Origin of the sequence: Haloferax denitrificans ATCC 35960, from assembly GCF_000337795.1 — an archaeon.
GTDB lineage: Archaea > Halobacteriota > Halobacteria > Halobacteriales > Haloferacaceae > Haloferax > Haloferax denitrificans.
Map to the genome: position 1 here is coordinate 97,542 of NZ_AOLP01000004.1, position 14,747 is coordinate 112,288.

At 67.7% G+C, this 14,747-nt stretch carries 14 protein-coding genes; 7 read left to right on the forward strand and 7 right to left on the reverse strand.

All coding sequences use genetic code 11. The features are described from left to right. Nucleotides 1-39: 39 nt before the first annotated feature. A complete protein-coding gene (locus C438_RS03330; protein ID WP_004967848.1) occupies nucleotides 40-1,275 on the reverse strand; it encodes an ABC transporter substrate-binding protein in 1,236 nt (411 codons plus the stop codon). 95 nt (nucleotides 1,276-1,370) lie between these two features. On the opposite strand from C438_RS03330, the gene C438_RS03335 reads away from it, so the two are divergent. Continuing rightward, a complete protein-coding gene (locus tag C438_RS03335) occupies nucleotides 1,371-2,627 on the forward strand; it encodes an ABC transporter substrate-binding protein (protein ID WP_004967849.1) in 1,257 nt (418 codons plus the stop codon). Nucleotides 2,628-2,711: 84 nt separating this feature from the next. Here the strand turns inward: C438_RS03335 and C438_RS19610 are convergent, their stop codons facing one another. Continuing rightward, nucleotides 2,712-2,855: an HVO_A0556 family zinc finger protein gene (locus tag C438_RS19610; protein ID WP_004967850.1), complete on the reverse strand. Its 144-nt coding sequence runs from the start codon at nucleotides 2,853-2,855 to the stop codon at nucleotides 2,712-2,714. 242 nt (nucleotides 2,856-3,097) lie between these two features. On the opposite strand from C438_RS19610, the gene C438_RS03340 reads away from it, so the two are divergent. Beyond that, nucleotides 3,098-3,367: a type II toxin-antitoxin system HicB family antitoxin gene (locus C438_RS03340; RefSeq protein WP_004967851.1), complete on the forward strand. Its 270-nt coding sequence runs from the start codon at nucleotides 3,098-3,100 to the stop codon at nucleotides 3,365-3,367. Nucleotides 3,368-3,370: 3 nt separating this feature from the next. Continuing rightward, nucleotides 3,371-3,622, forward strand: a complete 252-nt coding sequence (locus tag C438_RS03345; protein ID WP_004967852.1) for a type II toxin-antitoxin system HicA family toxin — start codon at nucleotides 3,371-3,373, stop codon at nucleotides 3,620-3,622. A 129-nt stretch (nucleotides 3,623-3,751) separates the two neighbouring features. Here C438_RS03345 and C438_RS03350 read toward each other — a convergent pair whose 3' ends face one another. The 3 genes from C438_RS03350 to C438_RS03360 form a co-directional block, all read right to left on the reverse strand. Further along, on the reverse strand, nucleotides 3,752-4,273 hold the full coding sequence (locus C438_RS03350) for an Imm49 family immunity protein (RefSeq protein ID WP_004967853.1): 522 nt from the start codon (nucleotides 4,271-4,273) through the stop codon (nucleotides 3,752-3,754). Between the two features lie 180 nt (nucleotides 4,274-4,453). After that, nucleotides 4,454-5,110, reverse strand: a complete 657-nt coding sequence (locus C438_RS03355; protein WP_004967854.1) for a lactate utilization protein — start codon at nucleotides 5,108-5,110, stop codon at nucleotides 4,454-4,456. Nucleotides 5,111-5,248: 138 nt separating this feature from the next. Continuing rightward, on the reverse strand, nucleotides 5,249-6,805 hold the full coding sequence (locus C438_RS03360; protein WP_004967855.1) for a cobyric acid synthase: 1,557 nt from the start codon (nucleotides 6,803-6,805) through the stop codon (nucleotides 5,249-5,251). 192 nt (nucleotides 6,806-6,997) lie between these two features. Here C438_RS03360 and C438_RS03365 point away from each other — a divergent pair, with 192 nt between their 5' ends. From C438_RS03365 to C438_RS03380, 4 genes are all read left to right on the forward strand, one after another. After that, complete coding sequence (locus C438_RS03365; RefSeq protein WP_004967856.1) at nucleotides 6,998-8,614, forward strand: long-chain-fatty-acid--CoA ligase; 1,617 nt, start codon at nucleotides 6,998-7,000, stop codon at nucleotides 8,612-8,614. Between the two features lie 199 nt (nucleotides 8,615-8,813). After that, nucleotides 8,814-11,585: a PAS domain-containing sensor histidine kinase gene (locus C438_RS03370; protein WP_004967857.1), complete on the forward strand. Its 2,772-nt coding sequence runs from the start codon at nucleotides 8,814-8,816 to the stop codon at nucleotides 11,583-11,585. A gap of 168 nt (nucleotides 11,586-11,753) precedes the next feature. Next, nucleotides 11,754-12,341, forward strand: a complete 588-nt coding sequence (locus C438_RS03375) for a nitrous oxide reductase accessory protein NosL (RefSeq protein ID WP_004967858.1) — start codon at nucleotides 11,754-11,756, stop codon at nucleotides 12,339-12,341. Nucleotides 12,342-12,485: 144 nt separating this feature from the next. Further along, nucleotides 12,486-12,974 (forward strand): DoxX family protein, encoded by a 489-nt coding sequence (locus C438_RS03380; protein WP_004967859.1) that lies wholly within the window; start codon nucleotides 12,486-12,488, stop codon nucleotides 12,972-12,974. A gap of 123 nt (nucleotides 12,975-13,097) precedes the next feature. Here the strand turns inward: C438_RS03380 and C438_RS03385 are convergent, their stop codons facing one another. Both C438_RS03385 and C438_RS03390 read right to left on the reverse strand, forming a co-directional pair. Further along, on the reverse strand, nucleotides 13,098-14,081 hold the full coding sequence (locus C438_RS03385; RefSeq protein ID WP_004967860.1) for a DUF1028 domain-containing protein: 984 nt from the start codon (nucleotides 14,079-14,081) through the stop codon (nucleotides 13,098-13,100). Between the two features lie 62 nt (nucleotides 14,082-14,143). Next, entirely contained in the window at nucleotides 14,144-14,743 is a 600-nt protein-coding gene (locus C438_RS03390) for a TetR/AcrR family transcriptional regulator (RefSeq protein WP_004967861.1), read from the reverse strand. Between the last annotated feature and the right edge of the window lie 4 nt (nucleotides 14,744-14,747).

The following is a 14,747-nucleotide window of genomic DNA, read 5'->3' on the forward strand; positions in this document are numbered from 1 at the left end:
GTACTGCGGCGACCGCGGCCACTGCCGGCCGCCTCCGCCTCAGAGATTCCCGTTGATGACGTCGGCGACGCGTTGCCGGTCGAACAGCTGTTCTTCGTCGGGAATCTCGGGGTACGGCCCTTCGCTGTACTGGGGCCACGCACCGAACTGGTCCGGGTAGAGCTGTTTCGCGGTCATCTCCAACTGGAACAGATTGAGTATCGGTCCCTGATAGCGGCCGGCCTGCGCGTAGACGCGCTCGTTCGCCACGGCCGAAATCTCGGCTCCGACGGGGTCGTCGCGGAGGCCCGCCCGGATGTCGGGCATGCTCGTGTTCGGGTGCATCCCGCCGAGCGTGAGAATCACGTCGGGGTCGGCTTCGAGGAGCGTCTCGAAGTCGACGGTCGAGCCGGACTCCACGCCGTCGCCGAACGCGCTGACCGGCTTCAGCGGGCGGGTGTGGGCGGTCAGGAAGCCCGGCGTGCTCAGGTTGTAGGCGTAGATTGACTCCAGGTCGCTCGGTCCGAGGAGCACGGCGGTCGGCCGGTCCTCCTCCGGGGGGAGGTCCGCCGCGAGCGTCGCGAGCAACTCCTCGCGGACCGCCGCGAGCGCCTCGTACTTCGCTTCCTCCTGTAGCACCTGTGCGACCTTGGCGAATATCTCCCAGAGGCCGTAGTACTCGTAGGCGTCGGCCCATTCGGTCGGCGGTTCCTGGTGTCGCGCGCTGAACGTGTTGCCGAACCACGGGCCGACGTTCTCCTCGATTTCGTCGAGGTCGGCCTGACTCCAACTGCCGAGCGCGGAGACGCTGGCGGGGTCGGCGAGGTGCACGTCGCTGTCGAGTTCGTAGAGCCGCTCTTTCGACGGCTCCCACGACGAGTACAGGCCGCTCCAGTCGAGTTCGACGCCGGGGAGTCGCGGCGTGAACTGATTCCACAGCGCGTCGTAGTAGTCGGGGGCGTGCATCGCGTTGACGGCGTCGCCGTGGCCGAGCGCGAACGCCATCCCCGCGTGGTGGGTCAGCCGCGTGAAGATGCGCTCGGGGACGCTCTCGAACGTCACCTCGCCCATCGGTGCCATCGACACCGTGTACGAGTCGCCGCCGTCCGCGGACCCCGCGGTCGACTCGCCCGTCGCCGTCGACTCGGCGGTCGCGGTGGCGTCCGCCGCGGCCGCGTCCGTCGCCGTCGCGTCCGACTCGGACGAACCCGTACAGCCGGCGAGCAGTCCGCCGACCGCGACCGAGCCACCGTAGGTCAAGAACTTCCTGCGCGTCGGTTCGTCGCTGTCTGCCATCGTATGTTTAGGCCGGCCTAATCCATATATGCGTACCGATTTAGGCTCCCCGAAACTTTCGAAACGCATTTATTCGTTTAGGGGTGCCTAAAACTATGAGCGAAGACCTCACCGACCGGGTGACCCCCACGCGGCGCGCGTATCTCAAGCGCGGCGGCGCGCTGTTCGCGGGCGGCCTGCTGGCCGGCTGTGCCGGACGGAGCGACGCGGATTCCTCGCCGGAGGCGGCGGACGCCACCGCGACGACCACGACCGAAGCGGCCTCCGACGCGGAGACCGCGGCCGACGGCGACGCCGCCGGATACACGGTGTCGATGTCGCCGGCCGGCGACGTGGCGTTCGAATCGGTCCCCGAGGACGTGATGGTGTACAACCTCGTCTACGCCGACGCCGCGGTCGCCTTCGGCCACGGCGACGCGGTGAACTCCCTCGGTTTCGACAGCGACGCCGGCGGCCGGACGCTCGACGCCTACTACGAGCGCCTCGACGGCGTCTCGTTCGACCGGAGCGACCTCGCGCAACTCAACTCGGGGTCCGGGAGCGTCAACATCGACAAGGAGCTCGTCTACGAACTGGACTCCGACCTGCACCTCGTCGACCCGGCGCTCGTGGCCGGCTTCGACGGCTGGGACCAGTTCGACGTCGAGGAGATCCGCGAGCAGGTCGCGCCGTGGTTCGGCAACGCCTACAGCCGCACGCACGCCCGGCCGCCCGAGCCGTACGCCGCCGACTACGAGTACTACACGCTCTGGGAAATCGTCGAGAAAGTCGGGCAGGTGTTTCAGGAGGAAGACCGCTATGCGGCGCTCGAAGCGGTCCACAGCGACCTCCTTAGCACCGTTCAGTCGGAGCTCCCGCCCGAGTCGGAGCGGCCGACCGTCGGCGTCGTCATCTACATGGACGAGACGTTCTACCCGACGAAAATCGACGCGCCCGGCTTCGCGACCTCGCACATCCGCCCGCTCGGCGTCACCGACGCCTTCGCCGCCGGCGACGTGACGTTCGAGACCTCCTACGACTTCGAGGCGATGCTCGAAATCGACCCCGACGTACTGCTCCACAGCTACGGTATCGACTCGTACTACGACGTGGCGTCGATTCGCCAGCGCCTCGAAGACCACCCCGTCGGGAGCGAACTCAGCGCGGTCCGGAACGACCGCGTCTACCCCTCGGGGACGCCGGTGCAGGGGCCGATTATGAACCTGTTCCAGCTGGAGATGACGGCCAAACAGCTCTACCCCGACCGGTTCGGCGCGTGGCCGGAGTACGCGGGCGGCGCGTATCCCGAGATTCCCGAGGACGAACGGCTGTTCGACCGCGACCGCGTCGCCGACATCGTCACCGGCGACTGAGGCGACTGGTCTTTCCGCGGCCGTCTCTCTCGCCGCTCGACGCCGGCGGTCGGCTCGCCCGCTCCGCTCGGCCCGCTCTGTCGCCTACCAGAGCTGGACCGCGGGCGTCCCGCAGTCGTCGCAGACGATGGCGTCGTTGTCTTTGTAGCTCCCGGTCACGAGGTCGCCGTCGCAGTAGGTGCAGTCCTCTTCGTCGAACGTATCGAGCAGGTGCGCGGGTTCCGACATACCCCACGATTCGGCTCCAGTCCCAAGAATATTTCTACGGTTCGATATATCAGTGGCCGTGATACTCCCGAGAACGGCTCTGTTGAAATCCTCAGTCACTGACAGTTTGTTGAGGCCGTGCTGAATAGGGGGCGCGAGTCGGTCATCACGCTCACCCGTTCCCGAACAAATCACGTTTTCATTTTCGCCGTGAGAGCGGTATGCCGAATGCTTATACAGTTCATCCGGTAACTAGAGGTAAGATGGCCAGTTCGACTCGTAACGGCGATACCAACGAAGGCGAGATTCGTCTCTGGCAAGAGGACGGCTGGTGGGTCGCGAAGGACGTCGATACGGGCGTGACCACGCAGGGAGAGTCCAGAGAGGAAGCGCTGGACAACCTCGACGATGCTGTCGCAGTCCACACCGGGAAGCGTGGACGCGAACCGACGGACGAAGAACTTCGTGCGCTGGGAATCGACCCCGCGGACAACACCACGGGCGACCAAGAACCACCGGACGTCCTCGACTAATCGATGGGGCGGCGAACGTTTTCAGGGATGGAGGTCGTGAAAGCACTGGTCAACGTCGGCGGATTCGAGTGGCGACGAACGACTGGTGACCACGCTCAACTGTACTACGAACATCCGACGAACGGAGCAGACCGCCGACAGGTAACCGTCCCGCTGCATAGCGAGCTACGTACCGGGACGCTCCGAAGCATCGCTGAGAGTGCCGGAGCACACGATTTCGATGCCTTCTGCGAGTGGATAGACGAACATTCCTGATTTTCACCGTGGTATTACTCTCAGCCACCGGTTTCGGGTCTTGAGTCGGTCTCAGCGAGCGTGCTGAATACGGCACACAAACAGGACACACAGGTTCATCACATAGCGACCCGAGCGTCCACTGCTACTCTACTGCGACAGCACCCTCGTACAGTCTCGCAACGCACTGGGTGTGTCTTCGGGGAGTTCGACCGGGGTCCAGTCGATTTCGTAGACTTCCGCTGGGACGTATTCGTTTTCGACGGTCACGTCCAGACCGCGATGGCGAGCGAGCACGAGATACGCACTCGTGTAGTGGTCCAGAACGTCTTCGGACGCATAGAGCTCGTCCGGGACACGCTGGCGGTGGAAATCACTGAGGGCATCGATACCGCGCTGGACGGGTGCAGCATCATCCATGAGCAGTCCTTCAAGGACGTCAGTAAGTGCTTCCCCGAGCGGGTCTGCCGTGTCCTCATCGGTTGTGGATTCGAACGTCTCACGGACGGTCTCCAGTGCCGTCCGAATTGCCTCTTCCAGCGAGCCGGCTTGATTGGTCCAGCTGTCCCTTCGAGCCGCTTCGTGCCGGCGAACGAGGGAACAAGACAGCGTCTTTCCCAGTGCCCCTTCAGCGAACCACTGACGCGCTGACTGCACCTGCCCGAGCCACATATCGATTGTGCCGGCGTTTCGCCGGCAACAGACGCGGCTCACGATGCGGGACCGCAAAACGGTGGATTCCGGGGGGATTGTGGTGGGGTGCCCGGTGTGGTGGTGGTGATGGATTGCCCGGGCGCAGGAAGCTCCCCGGAGGTGCGTGGGAACGTGTCGAGGGGGAAGGCGAGCCGGACGTTAGTAGCCCAGTTGCTCTCGGATGAGGACGACGGTGGTGCGGCCCTCCTCGACTTCCTGCCGGAAGATGAGCTGTTTCGCAATCATGGATTCGACGCCGTAGGCCTCCTTCGCGCGCTCGTTTTCGAGCGGGTACGCGACGGATTCGAGCCGGTCCAGCGCGTCGTCGAGCGTCGGCACGATTTTGTTGATACCGCTGACGATGACGACGTTGCTGGCGGCGAAGGGGTACGCGCCGATGCGGCTCCCGGAGAGGTCCGCGGCGACGAGTTCGCCCGTCTGGGCGATGGCGTTGATGCCGCCGAGGAAGTAGTCGGCGGTCTGGGACTCGCGGCGGGCGGCCTGTCGCTCCGCGTCGTCGTCGATGCTCCAAATCTGGTCCGGCAGGCTCTCCCAGTCGTGGTCGCCCTCGCCGAGGTAGTCGTCGAACCCGATTTCTTCGAGGGTCGTCGAGTGGCCGTTCATCACGGAGACGCCGGCGGGGATGTGCGACTGCAGGGTTTCGAGCGCCTCGTCGGCCGTGTCGACGACGACGACGTCGAACCCGCTCGCTTCGAGGTTCTCGACGGTCACTTCGACGGCCTCGTCGTCGGGGAGCTGGTCGAGGTCGGCGTCGATGTCGGCGTCGTCTACGTAGTCGGATTTCTGTTGAGACATGTGTGAGTGTGGTGGAGTTCGGTGGGTGCTCCGACGACCATGTGTAGCGCCTATCGGGTGTTAAACGCTCGCTGACGGCGGTGTCAGGTGGTTACGCGCGTGTCACCGGCCGGTCCGTCGGGTCGCCTCGATCCCCCGCTACGCCACCCCGAGCACGTCGCAGAGCGCCGCCACGTCGAGGTTGTCGGCGACGAGCGCGGCGGCGCGGTCGTAGGGGTCGCCCGACGCGCCGGCGTCCGCGTCGGTTTCTGCCGCTCCCGCCGTCCCGCTTGTTTCGGCTCCTGTCGCTCCCGCCGACGGTCGGTCGCGCCCGGCCGACTCGTACACGGCGTTCACGAACGCGTTCCGCGGCGCGTCGTTGGCGAACAGGTCGTGGATGTACGTCCCCGCGACGCTCCCGAGCGCCGCGCCGTCGCCCGAAAGCGGCGTCGCGTCGCCGACGATGCGGCTGTCACCCATGTGTATCTCGTAGCCGTCGACGGTCCCCGTCGCGCCGGAAAGCGGCCCCGCGCCGTCGAACTCGACGGAGACGGGTTCGACTCGCTTGTCGCGGGAGAACCGCGTGACTATCGGCAGGAGACCGAGTCCGTCGACCGTCTCGTCGTCTCCCGAACCCTCGATGTCGGCGTTCTCGATGGTCTCGCCAAGCAGTTGGTAGCCGCCGCAGATACCGACGACCGGGCCGTCGAAGGCGGCGAGCTCGTCGCCGAAACCGGCGTCGCGGAGCGCGAGCAGGTCGTCGACCGTGTTCTTGCTTCCGGGGAGGACCACCCCGTCGATGCCATCGAGCGTTGCGTCGAGCGGGAGGTACGCGACCCGGACGCCCGGCGTCTCAGCCAGCGGGCCGAAGTCCGTCGCGTTCGAGATGCGCGGGAGTCGCGGCACGCCGATGGTGACCGCGCGTTCGGCCGCGACGCCGTCGTCGTCGCCGACGGTGGCGCGCTCGCCTTCCGCGGGGAGCGCGAGGCTGTCTTCCTCCGGGAGGCCGGGGTCGTCGTAGGGGAGGACGCCGAGGACGGGCACGCCCGTCCGCTCCTCGATTTCGTCGAGCCCCGGTTCGAGGAGGCTCGGGTCGCCGCGGAACTTCGTGATGACCGCGCCGACGACGCGGTCGCGCACGTCCTCGGGGAGGAGTTCGAGCGTCCCCAGCAGGCTGGCGAAGACGCCGCCGCGCTCGATGTCGGCCGCGAGGAGGACGTCGGCGTCGGCGAAGCGGGCGGTCTCGATGTTCGCCAAGTCGCGGTCGTGGAGGTTTATCTCGGCGATGGAGCCGGCCCCCTCGGCGACGACCACGTCCGCCGCGGCCGCCAGCCGGCGGTGCGATTCGACCGCCGCCTTGCGGGCGTCCTCCCAGTGGGTCGCGTAGTAGTCGCTCGCGGCGTTGACGCCGACCGCCCGGCCGTGGACGACCAGTTGCGACGCCCCGTCGCCGTGGGGCTTGAGCAGGACCGGGTTGTGGTCGGTCGTCGGCGCGACCCGCGCGGCGCGGGCCTGCACGTACTGCGAGACGCCGATTTCGCCGAAGCCGTCGCCGTCGGCGGTCGCCACCGCGCGGGCGTTGTTGCTCATGTTCTGGGCCTTGAACGGCGCGACCGAGAGGCCGCGGTCGGCGAACAGGCGACAGAGCCCGGCCGCGACGGTGCTTTTGCCCACGTGGCTCGCGGTCCCCGCGACGAGGAGGGTCGGCGTCGTCATCTGCCGGGAGTCAGGGCCGCGCGGTTCAAAGGTGTTCGTTTCGGCGTCGAGTGGGCGCGGCCGCACCCCGCCGGTCTGAGGCTCCGCCCCTCCCGACGACCTTCCCCGTCATACTGAGGCGGTTACGTCGGACGTGTGAAATGTTGCCGGAAGTGGTGCGTTTAGTTCGCTCGCCCGCCCGGTCTATCACGAATGAAAAAACAGTTACTCGTGACGGACTTCCTCGACCGGGCCCGGACGTACTACGGCGATTACGAGGCTGTCGTCGGCGTCGACGGTGAGCGATTTACCTACGCGGAGTTCGGCGAGCGGGTGGACAGGTTTTCGGCGGCGTTGCAATCGCGCGGCGTCGAGAAGGGCGACCGGGTCGCGGTGCTCGACCCCAACACGCACTACCACCTCGAAGCGGCCTTCGGCGCGATGCAGTGCGGCGCGCTCCACGTCCCGCTGAACTACCGACTCACGACCGAGGACTACGAGTACCTGCTTTCGGACTCCGGCGCGAGCGTGGTCTACGCCGACTACCAGTACGCGGGGAAAATCGAGGCCGTCCGCGACGACGTGCCCGCCGAGGTGTTCGTGACGAACGACCCCGCCGCCGTCGACGGCGACTGGCTCGACTTCGAGGCGTTCCTCGACGAGGCCGACGCCGACGACTACGAGCGCCCCGAGATGTCCGAGGACGAACTCATCACCATCAACTACACGTCGGGGACGACCGGCGACCCGAAGGGCGTCTGTCGCACCCACCGCACCGAGTCGCTCCACGCCCAACTGGTGACGATTCACCACCACATCGCCGACGACGACGTCTACCTCTGGACGCTCCCGATGTTCCACGTCAACGGCTGGGGCCACATCTACGCCGTCACCGGCCGCGGCGCGAAACACGTCTGCACCCGCGGGGTCGACGCCGAGCAGGTGTTCGACGCCATCGCCACCGAGGACGTGTCCTTCTTCTGCTGTGCGCCGACGGTGCTGTCCATCCTGCGCGAGTACGCCGAGGAGCACGACCCCGCGTACGCCGGCGACAACCCGGTCCGCGTGACCGCCGCCGGGAGCGCCGCCCCGAGCGCGACGATTCGCCACACCGAGTCCGAGTTCGGCTGGGAGTTCACCCAGCTGTACGGCGCGACCGAGACCGGCCCGCTCATCGCCACCTCGGACGCGAACCGCCTCATCCCCGACGAGGGCGGCCTGCGCTTCTCGCTCAAACAGCGGCAGGGCGTCGCCCCGCTCGGGACCGACCTGCGCGTCGTCGACGACGACGGCGAGCGGGTCCCGCGCGACGACGCCACCATCGGCGAGGTGGTCGTCCGCGGCAATCAGGTGATGGAGAAGTACTGGAACAAGCCCGACGAGACGCACGACGCCTTCAACGACCGCCTCGAAGGCTGGTACCACACCGGCGACCTCGCGGTCGTCAACGAGGACGGCATGATAGCGATTCAGGACCGCAAGAAGGACATCATCATCTCCGGCGGCGAGAACATCTCCTCGGTCGAACTGGAGGACGCGCTGTTCGACCACGACGCCGTCGGCGACGTGGCGGTCATCCCCGCGCCGTCCGAGAAGTGGGGCGAGACGCCGAAGGCGTTCGTCGTCCCCGCGAACGGCGACGTCGAGAACCCCGGCGTCACCGCCGAGGAACTGACCGAGTACACCCGCGACCGCCTCGCCGGCTACAAGGCCATCCGCGAGTTCGAGTTCGTCGAGGAGATTCCCAAGACGGCGACGGGCAAGATTCAGAAGTACGAACTCCGCAAGCGCGAGTGGGACGACGAAGAGCGGATGGTCGGACAGGGGTAGTCGCCGTCAGCGACTCGGCAATTCGGCGATTCGGTGACCCGGCGACCGCGACCCCAGCGATTCGGCGACCGACGACCCCGGCGACCCGGCGACTCGACGGCCGTCTCCTCCCCTCGCCGTCTCTCCTATCGCCGTCTCATCTGGCGGTCCGCCCGCTCGCCCGCAAGATTATTGGCTCTCTGAATATCTCGTATCTAACATGTTTCCCCCGAGTTCCGGGAGCACCTCCGTCGGCGCGATTCTCTACGTCGCGGCCGACGGCGCTGTCTCCGATTCGGCCGTCTCGGCGCTTCGGGACGCCTTCGAGCGCCCGGTCGAGCGCGCCGGGAGCGCCGCGGCCGCGCGCTCGGCACTCGCCGACCGCGCCGTCTCCTGTCTCGTCGCCGCCGCGGACCTCCCCGACGGACTCGACCTCGACGCGCTCGTCACCGCCGCCGCCGACGCTCGCGCCGGGGCTCCGGTGGTCGTCTACGCCGCCGCCGGCGACGAGGCGCTCGCCGCCCGCGCCGTCTCGCTCGGCGTCGACGACTACTTGGTCTGCGACGAAGCCGACGACTCCCACGCGGCCCTCGTCGAATCGGTCCGGGCGCTCTTCGAGCGGGACGCCGACGACCGCTCCCCCGAAACCAGAAGCTACCGCGTCATCGTCGAGGCGATGGAAGACGGCGCGTTCGTCCTCGACGAGAACCGACGTGTGGAGTACGTGAACCCCCGAATCGAGGCGATAACGGGGCGCGCGTCCGAGTCGCTCCGAGGCGAGCGGTTCGAGTCGCTCCGAGGCGAGCGGTTCGAGTCGCTCGTCGACGCCGGGCTGTTCCCCGCCGACGAGTACGAGCGCTACCGCGACGCCGTCTCGCGGGTCCTCTCGAAGGGCGTCACCGAGCGCCTCGACGTTCGGTTCGTCGACGCCGACGGCGTCTCGCGGCTGTTCGAACTCTCGCTTTCGCCGGTCGGCGGCGGCGAGCGGGTGACCGGCGTCGTCGGCATCCCGCGTGACGTGACCGACCGCGAGACGGCCACCACCCAGCGAGGCGAACTGCTCGAACGCATGACGGACGCCTTCTTCGCGCTCGACGCCGACTGGCGCTTCGTCTACCTCAACGACCGCGCGCGAGACGTCTTCGGCGAGGTCAGAGAGCCCGACCTCGGCGAGCGCATCTGGGACCTGGTCCCGTCGCCCGACGGCACCGAACTGTACGAGAGGTACCACGAGGCGATGCGGACCCAGGAGTCGGTGACGTTCGAGACGTACTCCGAACCGTACGACGGCTGGTTCGAGGTCCGCGCGTACCCCTCGCCGTCGGGGCTGTCGGTCTACTTCCGCGACGTGACGACGCGAAAGCGCCACCTCCACGCCCTCGAATCGACCAATCAACGCCTCGAAACGGTGTTGCAGAACCTGCCGGTCATCCTCTCGGCGTTCGACGCCGAGGGCGTGTTCACCATGTCCGAAGGGGCCGGGCTGGAGTCGCTCGACCGCGAACCCGGCGAAGTGGTCGGCCGCTCCGCCTTCGACCTGTACGACGACACCCCCGCGGTCACAGACGCCATCGAGCGGGGCCTGTCGGGCGAGGCGGTCGACGCCAGAATCGAGTACCGCGGCGCGGTGTACGACGCCTGGTACCGCCCCGTCTTCGACGACGACGGCGAGGTGTCGGAACTCCTCGGCGTCGCCATCGACGTCACGAACCGCGCGCGGCTCGAAGCCGGCCTCCGGTCCCTGCAAGCGGTCACGCAGGACTTCATCCTGACCGAGAGCGTCGAGGAGGTCGCGGCGCTCGCGGTCGAGGTCGTCCCCGAACTCGTGCCCGACGCCGACGCCACCGTCTGGCTCGCCAACGACCGCGGTGGCCTGTCGCCGGCCGCTTCGAACGCGGGCCAGTTCGACTCGGGGGCGCGAATCGAGGCGTCTCCGAGCGGCTTCGAGTCCGAGGCCGTCACCCGAGTCGACGCGGCGGCGGTCGACGACCGGCTTCTGTCCCCCGACTCCGACGCGGCGTCGGTCCTGCGCGTCCCGCTCGGGAGCCACGGTCTCCTCGTCGCCTCGACCCCCGACGCGTTCCTCGACGTCGACGAGGACCTGCTCGAACTCCTCGGGTCGACGGTCACCTCCGCGCTCTCGGGGACCGTCCGCGAACAGGAGCTTCGCAACCGCGAGGCCGACCTCGCGGCGGCCAACGAGCGGCTCGACGACTTCGTCTCCATCGTCGCCCACGACCTCCGCAACCCGCTCGCGATAGCCACCGGCTATCTCGACCTCGGGATGGAGTCGGGCGAGCGGGCGCACCTCGAACGCGCCGCCAACGCGGTCGACCGGATGTCCGAACTGGTCGAGGAGGTCCTCGACCTCGCCCGCCAGCGGACGCCCGTCGTCGACGCCACGCCCGTCGACCTCGCCCGCGTCGTCGACCACGCGTGGCGGTTCGTCGACACCGGCGACGCGACGCTCGTCCGCGAGGAACTGTTCACCGTCGACGGCGACGACGGCCGCCTGCTCAGGCTCTTCGAGAACCTGTTTCGGAATGCTGTGGAACACGGTTCCACAGGCAACCAGACTGCGTCCGGTGACGCCGCCGAACACGGTTCGGCGGGCAGTCGGATTCCATCCGACGACGCCGTCGAGCACGGCTCGACGAGCCGCCGGGATACCCCCGACGACCCCGCGGAGCGCGACACACCGCCCGACGAACCGCTCACTGTTCGCGTCGGTACGCTTGACGACCGCACCGGGTTCTACGTCGCGGACAACGGCGTCGGCATCCCCGAGAACATCCGCGAGCGGGTGTTCGACCACGGCTACACCACGACGGCGCGGGGCACCGGATTCGGTCTCGCAATCGTCGACGACATCGCCGACGCCCACGGCTGGTCCGTCTCGCTCTCCGAGTCGGCCGAGGGCGGCGCGCGGTTCGAGTTCGTGACGCAGTCGGAGGGGCTGGCGGCGACCGGGTCGGCGGGGACCGACGACTGACGCACACGATTCCTGTCGCCGAGGGCGCGGCCTCGATATCGGCCGTGCCGAGCCGAGTCACGCGCGCCCTCGATTCGGCAGACAGCTGACGACTCGGCCGCACGGTGCGGCGCTCGGTTCGCGTTCCGCACCAATCACCATTTGAGCGCCCCCCGAGTAGCTTGGCGTATGTGCCACGACTGCGACCGGACCGTCGCTCGTCGAACCGTGTTGTCCGCGGTCGGTGCCGCGGGCGTCGCCGCCACGGCAGGGTGTCTGGGTGGCGTCGGAACCGACGGCGGCGGCGACGCTCCCGAGGCACTCGCACTGACCGGCGGCGAGCAGTGCGACGCCTGCGGGATGGTCATCGACCAGCACCCCGGCCCCGCCGGGCAACTGTTCTACGCCGACCACAGCCCCGAGGGCCACGACAACCCGGCGCGGTTCTGTAGCGCCTGGGAGACGTTCTCCTACGCGCTCGACCGCGAGGACGACGGGTGGAATCGCGCCGGCGGCTACCTCACGGACTACAGCGCTGTCGAGTACGACCTGTACGACGACGGCGGGAAGACGTTCATCTCCGCGCACCTCGACGCCGACGCGTTCGCGCCGATGGACGACCTCGTCTACGTCGTCGGCACCGACATTAACGGGTCGATGGGCCACGACTTCGTCCCGTTTTCCGACGACGGCGACGCCGAGGCGTTCGCCGATGCACACGACGGAGCCGTCTACGAGCGCGCCGACATCTCGCGCGACCTCATCGCCCGGCGCTGAGCGTCAGGCGCTCTCTTTCGGTCGTTCTCGATTCCTTAGATTCGGAAACCACGCTCCCTTTATATGCTCTCGGCGGTCGTCCGTTCATTTGTTAGGTGAAAGACAATGGCCGCTAACTCACAAATCGAGATGCTGGGGAACAGAATGGACTTCGACTACTCGCAGGGCGTCACGGGCTACGTGCTCGTGCTGACTCGCCTCATCACCGGCTACTGGTTCTTCCACGCCGGCGTGACGAAGATCGTCGGCGAGCCGTTCAGCGCCGCGGGCTACCTCGCGAACGCTCCCGCCGCCTCGCCCCTACAGGGCTTCTTCGCGTGGGCCGCCGCGACCCCGTGGCTCCTCGACTTCACGAACTTCATGATTCCGTGGGGTGAGATGCTCATCGGTCTCGGACTCCTCGTGGGTGCACTCGTCCGGCTCGCCGCCTTCTTCGGCGGCGTCCTGATGGTGTTCTTCTACCTCGGGAACGCCGACTGGGCCCACGGCGTGGTCAACGGCGACCTGTTCGGGCTGATGATGTTCGCCATCGTCGGGACGCTCGCGGCGGGCCGCATCCTCGGCCTCGACGCCATCATCGAGAAGACGGAGTTCGTCCAACAGCGCCCCGCGCTCAAGTACCTCCTCGGCTGAGCGGGACCGTCCTTCCCCCCGCGCGGCCCTGTCGGTGCGCCGCGGTGACCCACCAACACCACCGCACCCGGCGCGCTTCGACGAACGAACGAACACGCCGAACGACGAGACTGGTTTTCCCGACTACTTCCTATCGAGCCTGCTGAGGCCCCGCCAAATCGCTTCGATGAGCCGCGCTTCTCCGTCGAGCTCGGCCGACGCGTCGCCTTCTCCCGCCGTCTCGCCCTCGCCCGCTGTCTCCCCGCCATCAACGTCGTCCCAGCCGCGGGCGATGGCGTCTTCGAGGACCGAAAGCGAGTGGTTCTCGAAGTTGTTCACGCCCCGGAACGATTCGAGCGCCGCCGCGGCCTCGTCGTCGAACTCGCCGCTCGGCGTCCCGTCGTAGAAGCCGAGGTTCGACAGCGTTTCGAGCACCGCCTCGGCCGTCTCGCCGGACAGCGACCGAGTTTCTGCGGGCGCTTCGCGCTCCAACAGCGTGATGTCGTACAGTTTGAACACGCGTTCGAGTTCGGCTATCGGGCGGTCGTGGTCGTCGACGCGCACGTCGACCCAGCGGTCGTTGCCGCCGTCGTAGCCCCCCTCGGGCTTGGCGATATACATCGCCGCGGACTGCTCGCCGCGCTTGTCGCTGCCGGCGTCGTTGCCGGCGTGGAGCGCCGAAAGCAGGCGTTCCGGAAGCCCGCCGTCGGTCGTCTCGAACGCCTTGGCCATCGCGTCGAGCGTCGCCTCGTTTTCGAGGATGTTCCCCTGTACGGTGTAGTGCTCGCCCTGGATGTCGCCGGCCACGTCGAAACACTCGTCGCCGGTGAACGCCGCGACGCTCCCGTCGGCCCCGACGACGCCGACCTGCCTGCTCGGAGCCTCGTCGTCGGCGTCGGTCAGTTCCGCGATGACTTCCTCGGCCGAGCGCCCCTCGCGCAGGAGGTCCAATCCGTCGGGGCCGTAGGTGACGTTTGCGAAGCTCTGGGTGGCGATTGCGCCGGCGTCGGCGCTGACGAACGGGACGACGGAGCCGACGCTTACGAACTTCGACTGGACGGCCACGCCGACGGCGTCCTGTTCGGGGTCGCGGGCGACGATGGAGAAGGTCGACGGTCGCGGTATCATGGGCGGAACCGACGGACGCCGGGCGAATAAGGATTCAGGTGTTCGGGCGGACCCCCGCCCGTTTACGCCGAGATACGGTCGATGTGCGAGTCGATGGCCGCCCGGAGCGACCCGATTGGCTCGTCGGGCTCGAACACCGTCACCCGGCGGGCGCGCGCCCCGGTCAGAATCGAGAGGAACAACTCGGCTTCGGCGTCGGGGTCGATTGCCGCGAACTCGCCGGCTTCGATTCCGCGGACGAGAATGTCCCGGAGGTGCGCCGTGAGTTCGTCGTCGATGTGGCGGTACTCCTCGCGGTAGGCCTCGTCGTGCCGGGCGTTCATCCGAAGTTCGAACATCGACAGCTGGAGCCGGTAGGCCTCCTCGGAGAGCGTCTCGGGGAGGAGCGCGTCGACCAGCGTTTCGAGTTCCTCTCTGGGCGTGCGGTCCCCCCGCGGGAGGCCGTCGAGGAACTCCGCGAGGACGTAGTCGAGGAAGTCGACCAGTAGCTCGTCTTTCCCGTCGTAGTGGTAGTACAGGAGCGCCTTGCTGTTCTCGAACTCGTCGGCGATGTCCTGCGTCGTCAGGTTGCCGTAGCCGTGTTTTCGGAGCGCCCTGTAGGTCGCCTCCATGATGCGTCGCTTCGCCGGCTCCAACTCCTCGGCGCGCCCGTCCTGCGTCATGCTC

Coding starts and splice junctions, on each gene's coding strand:
- C438_RS03350 (WP_004967853.1), bottom strand. CDS start 4,273: ATGTGGCTCGGGCAGGTGCAGTCAGCGCGTCAGTGGTTCGCTGAAGGG.
- C438_RS03385 (WP_004967860.1), bottom strand. CDS start 14,081: ATGATACCGCGACCGTCGACCTTCTCCATCGTCGCCCGCGACCCCGAA.
- C438_RS03355 (WP_004967854.1), bottom strand. CDS start 5,110: ATGTCTCAACAGAAATCCGACTACGTAGACGACGCCGACATCGACGCC.
- C438_RS03370 (WP_004967857.1), top strand. CDS start 8,814: ATGTTTCCCCCGAGTTCCGGGAGCACCTCCGTCGGCGCGATTCTCTAC.
- C438_RS03390 (WP_004967861.1), bottom strand. CDS start 14,743: ATGACGCAGGACGGGCGCGCCGAGGAGTTGGAGCCGGCGAAGCGACGC.
- C438_RS03365 (WP_004967856.1), top strand. CDS start 6,998: ATGAAAAAACAGTTACTCGTGACGGACTTCCTCGACCGGGCCCGGACG.
- C438_RS03380 (WP_004967859.1), top strand. CDS start 12,486: ATGGACTTCGACTACTCGCAGGGCGTCACGGGCTACGTGCTCGTGCTG.
- C438_RS03330 (WP_004967848.1), bottom strand. CDS start 1,275: ATGGCAGACAGCGACGAACCGACGCGCAGGAAGTTCTTGACCTACGGT.
- C438_RS03340 (WP_004967851.1), top strand. CDS start 3,098: ATGGCCAGTTCGACTCGTAACGGCGATACCAACGAAGGCGAGATTCGT.
- C438_RS03375 (WP_004967858.1), top strand. CDS start 11,754: ATGTGCCACGACTGCGACCGGACCGTCGCTCGTCGAACCGTGTTGTCC.
- C438_RS03360 (WP_004967855.1), bottom strand. CDS start 6,805: ATGACGACGCCGACCCTCCTCGTCGCGGGGACCGCGAGCCACGTGGGC.
- C438_RS03335 (WP_004967849.1), top strand. CDS start 1,371: ATGAGCGAAGACCTCACCGACCGGGTGACCCCCACGCGGCGCGCGTAT.
- C438_RS19610 (WP_004967850.1), bottom strand. CDS start 2,855: ATGTCGGAACCCGCGCACCTGCTCGATACGTTCGACGAAGAGGACTGC.
- C438_RS03345 (WP_004967852.1), top strand. CDS start 3,371: ATGGGGCGGCGAACGTTTTCAGGGATGGAGGTCGTGAAAGCACTGGTC.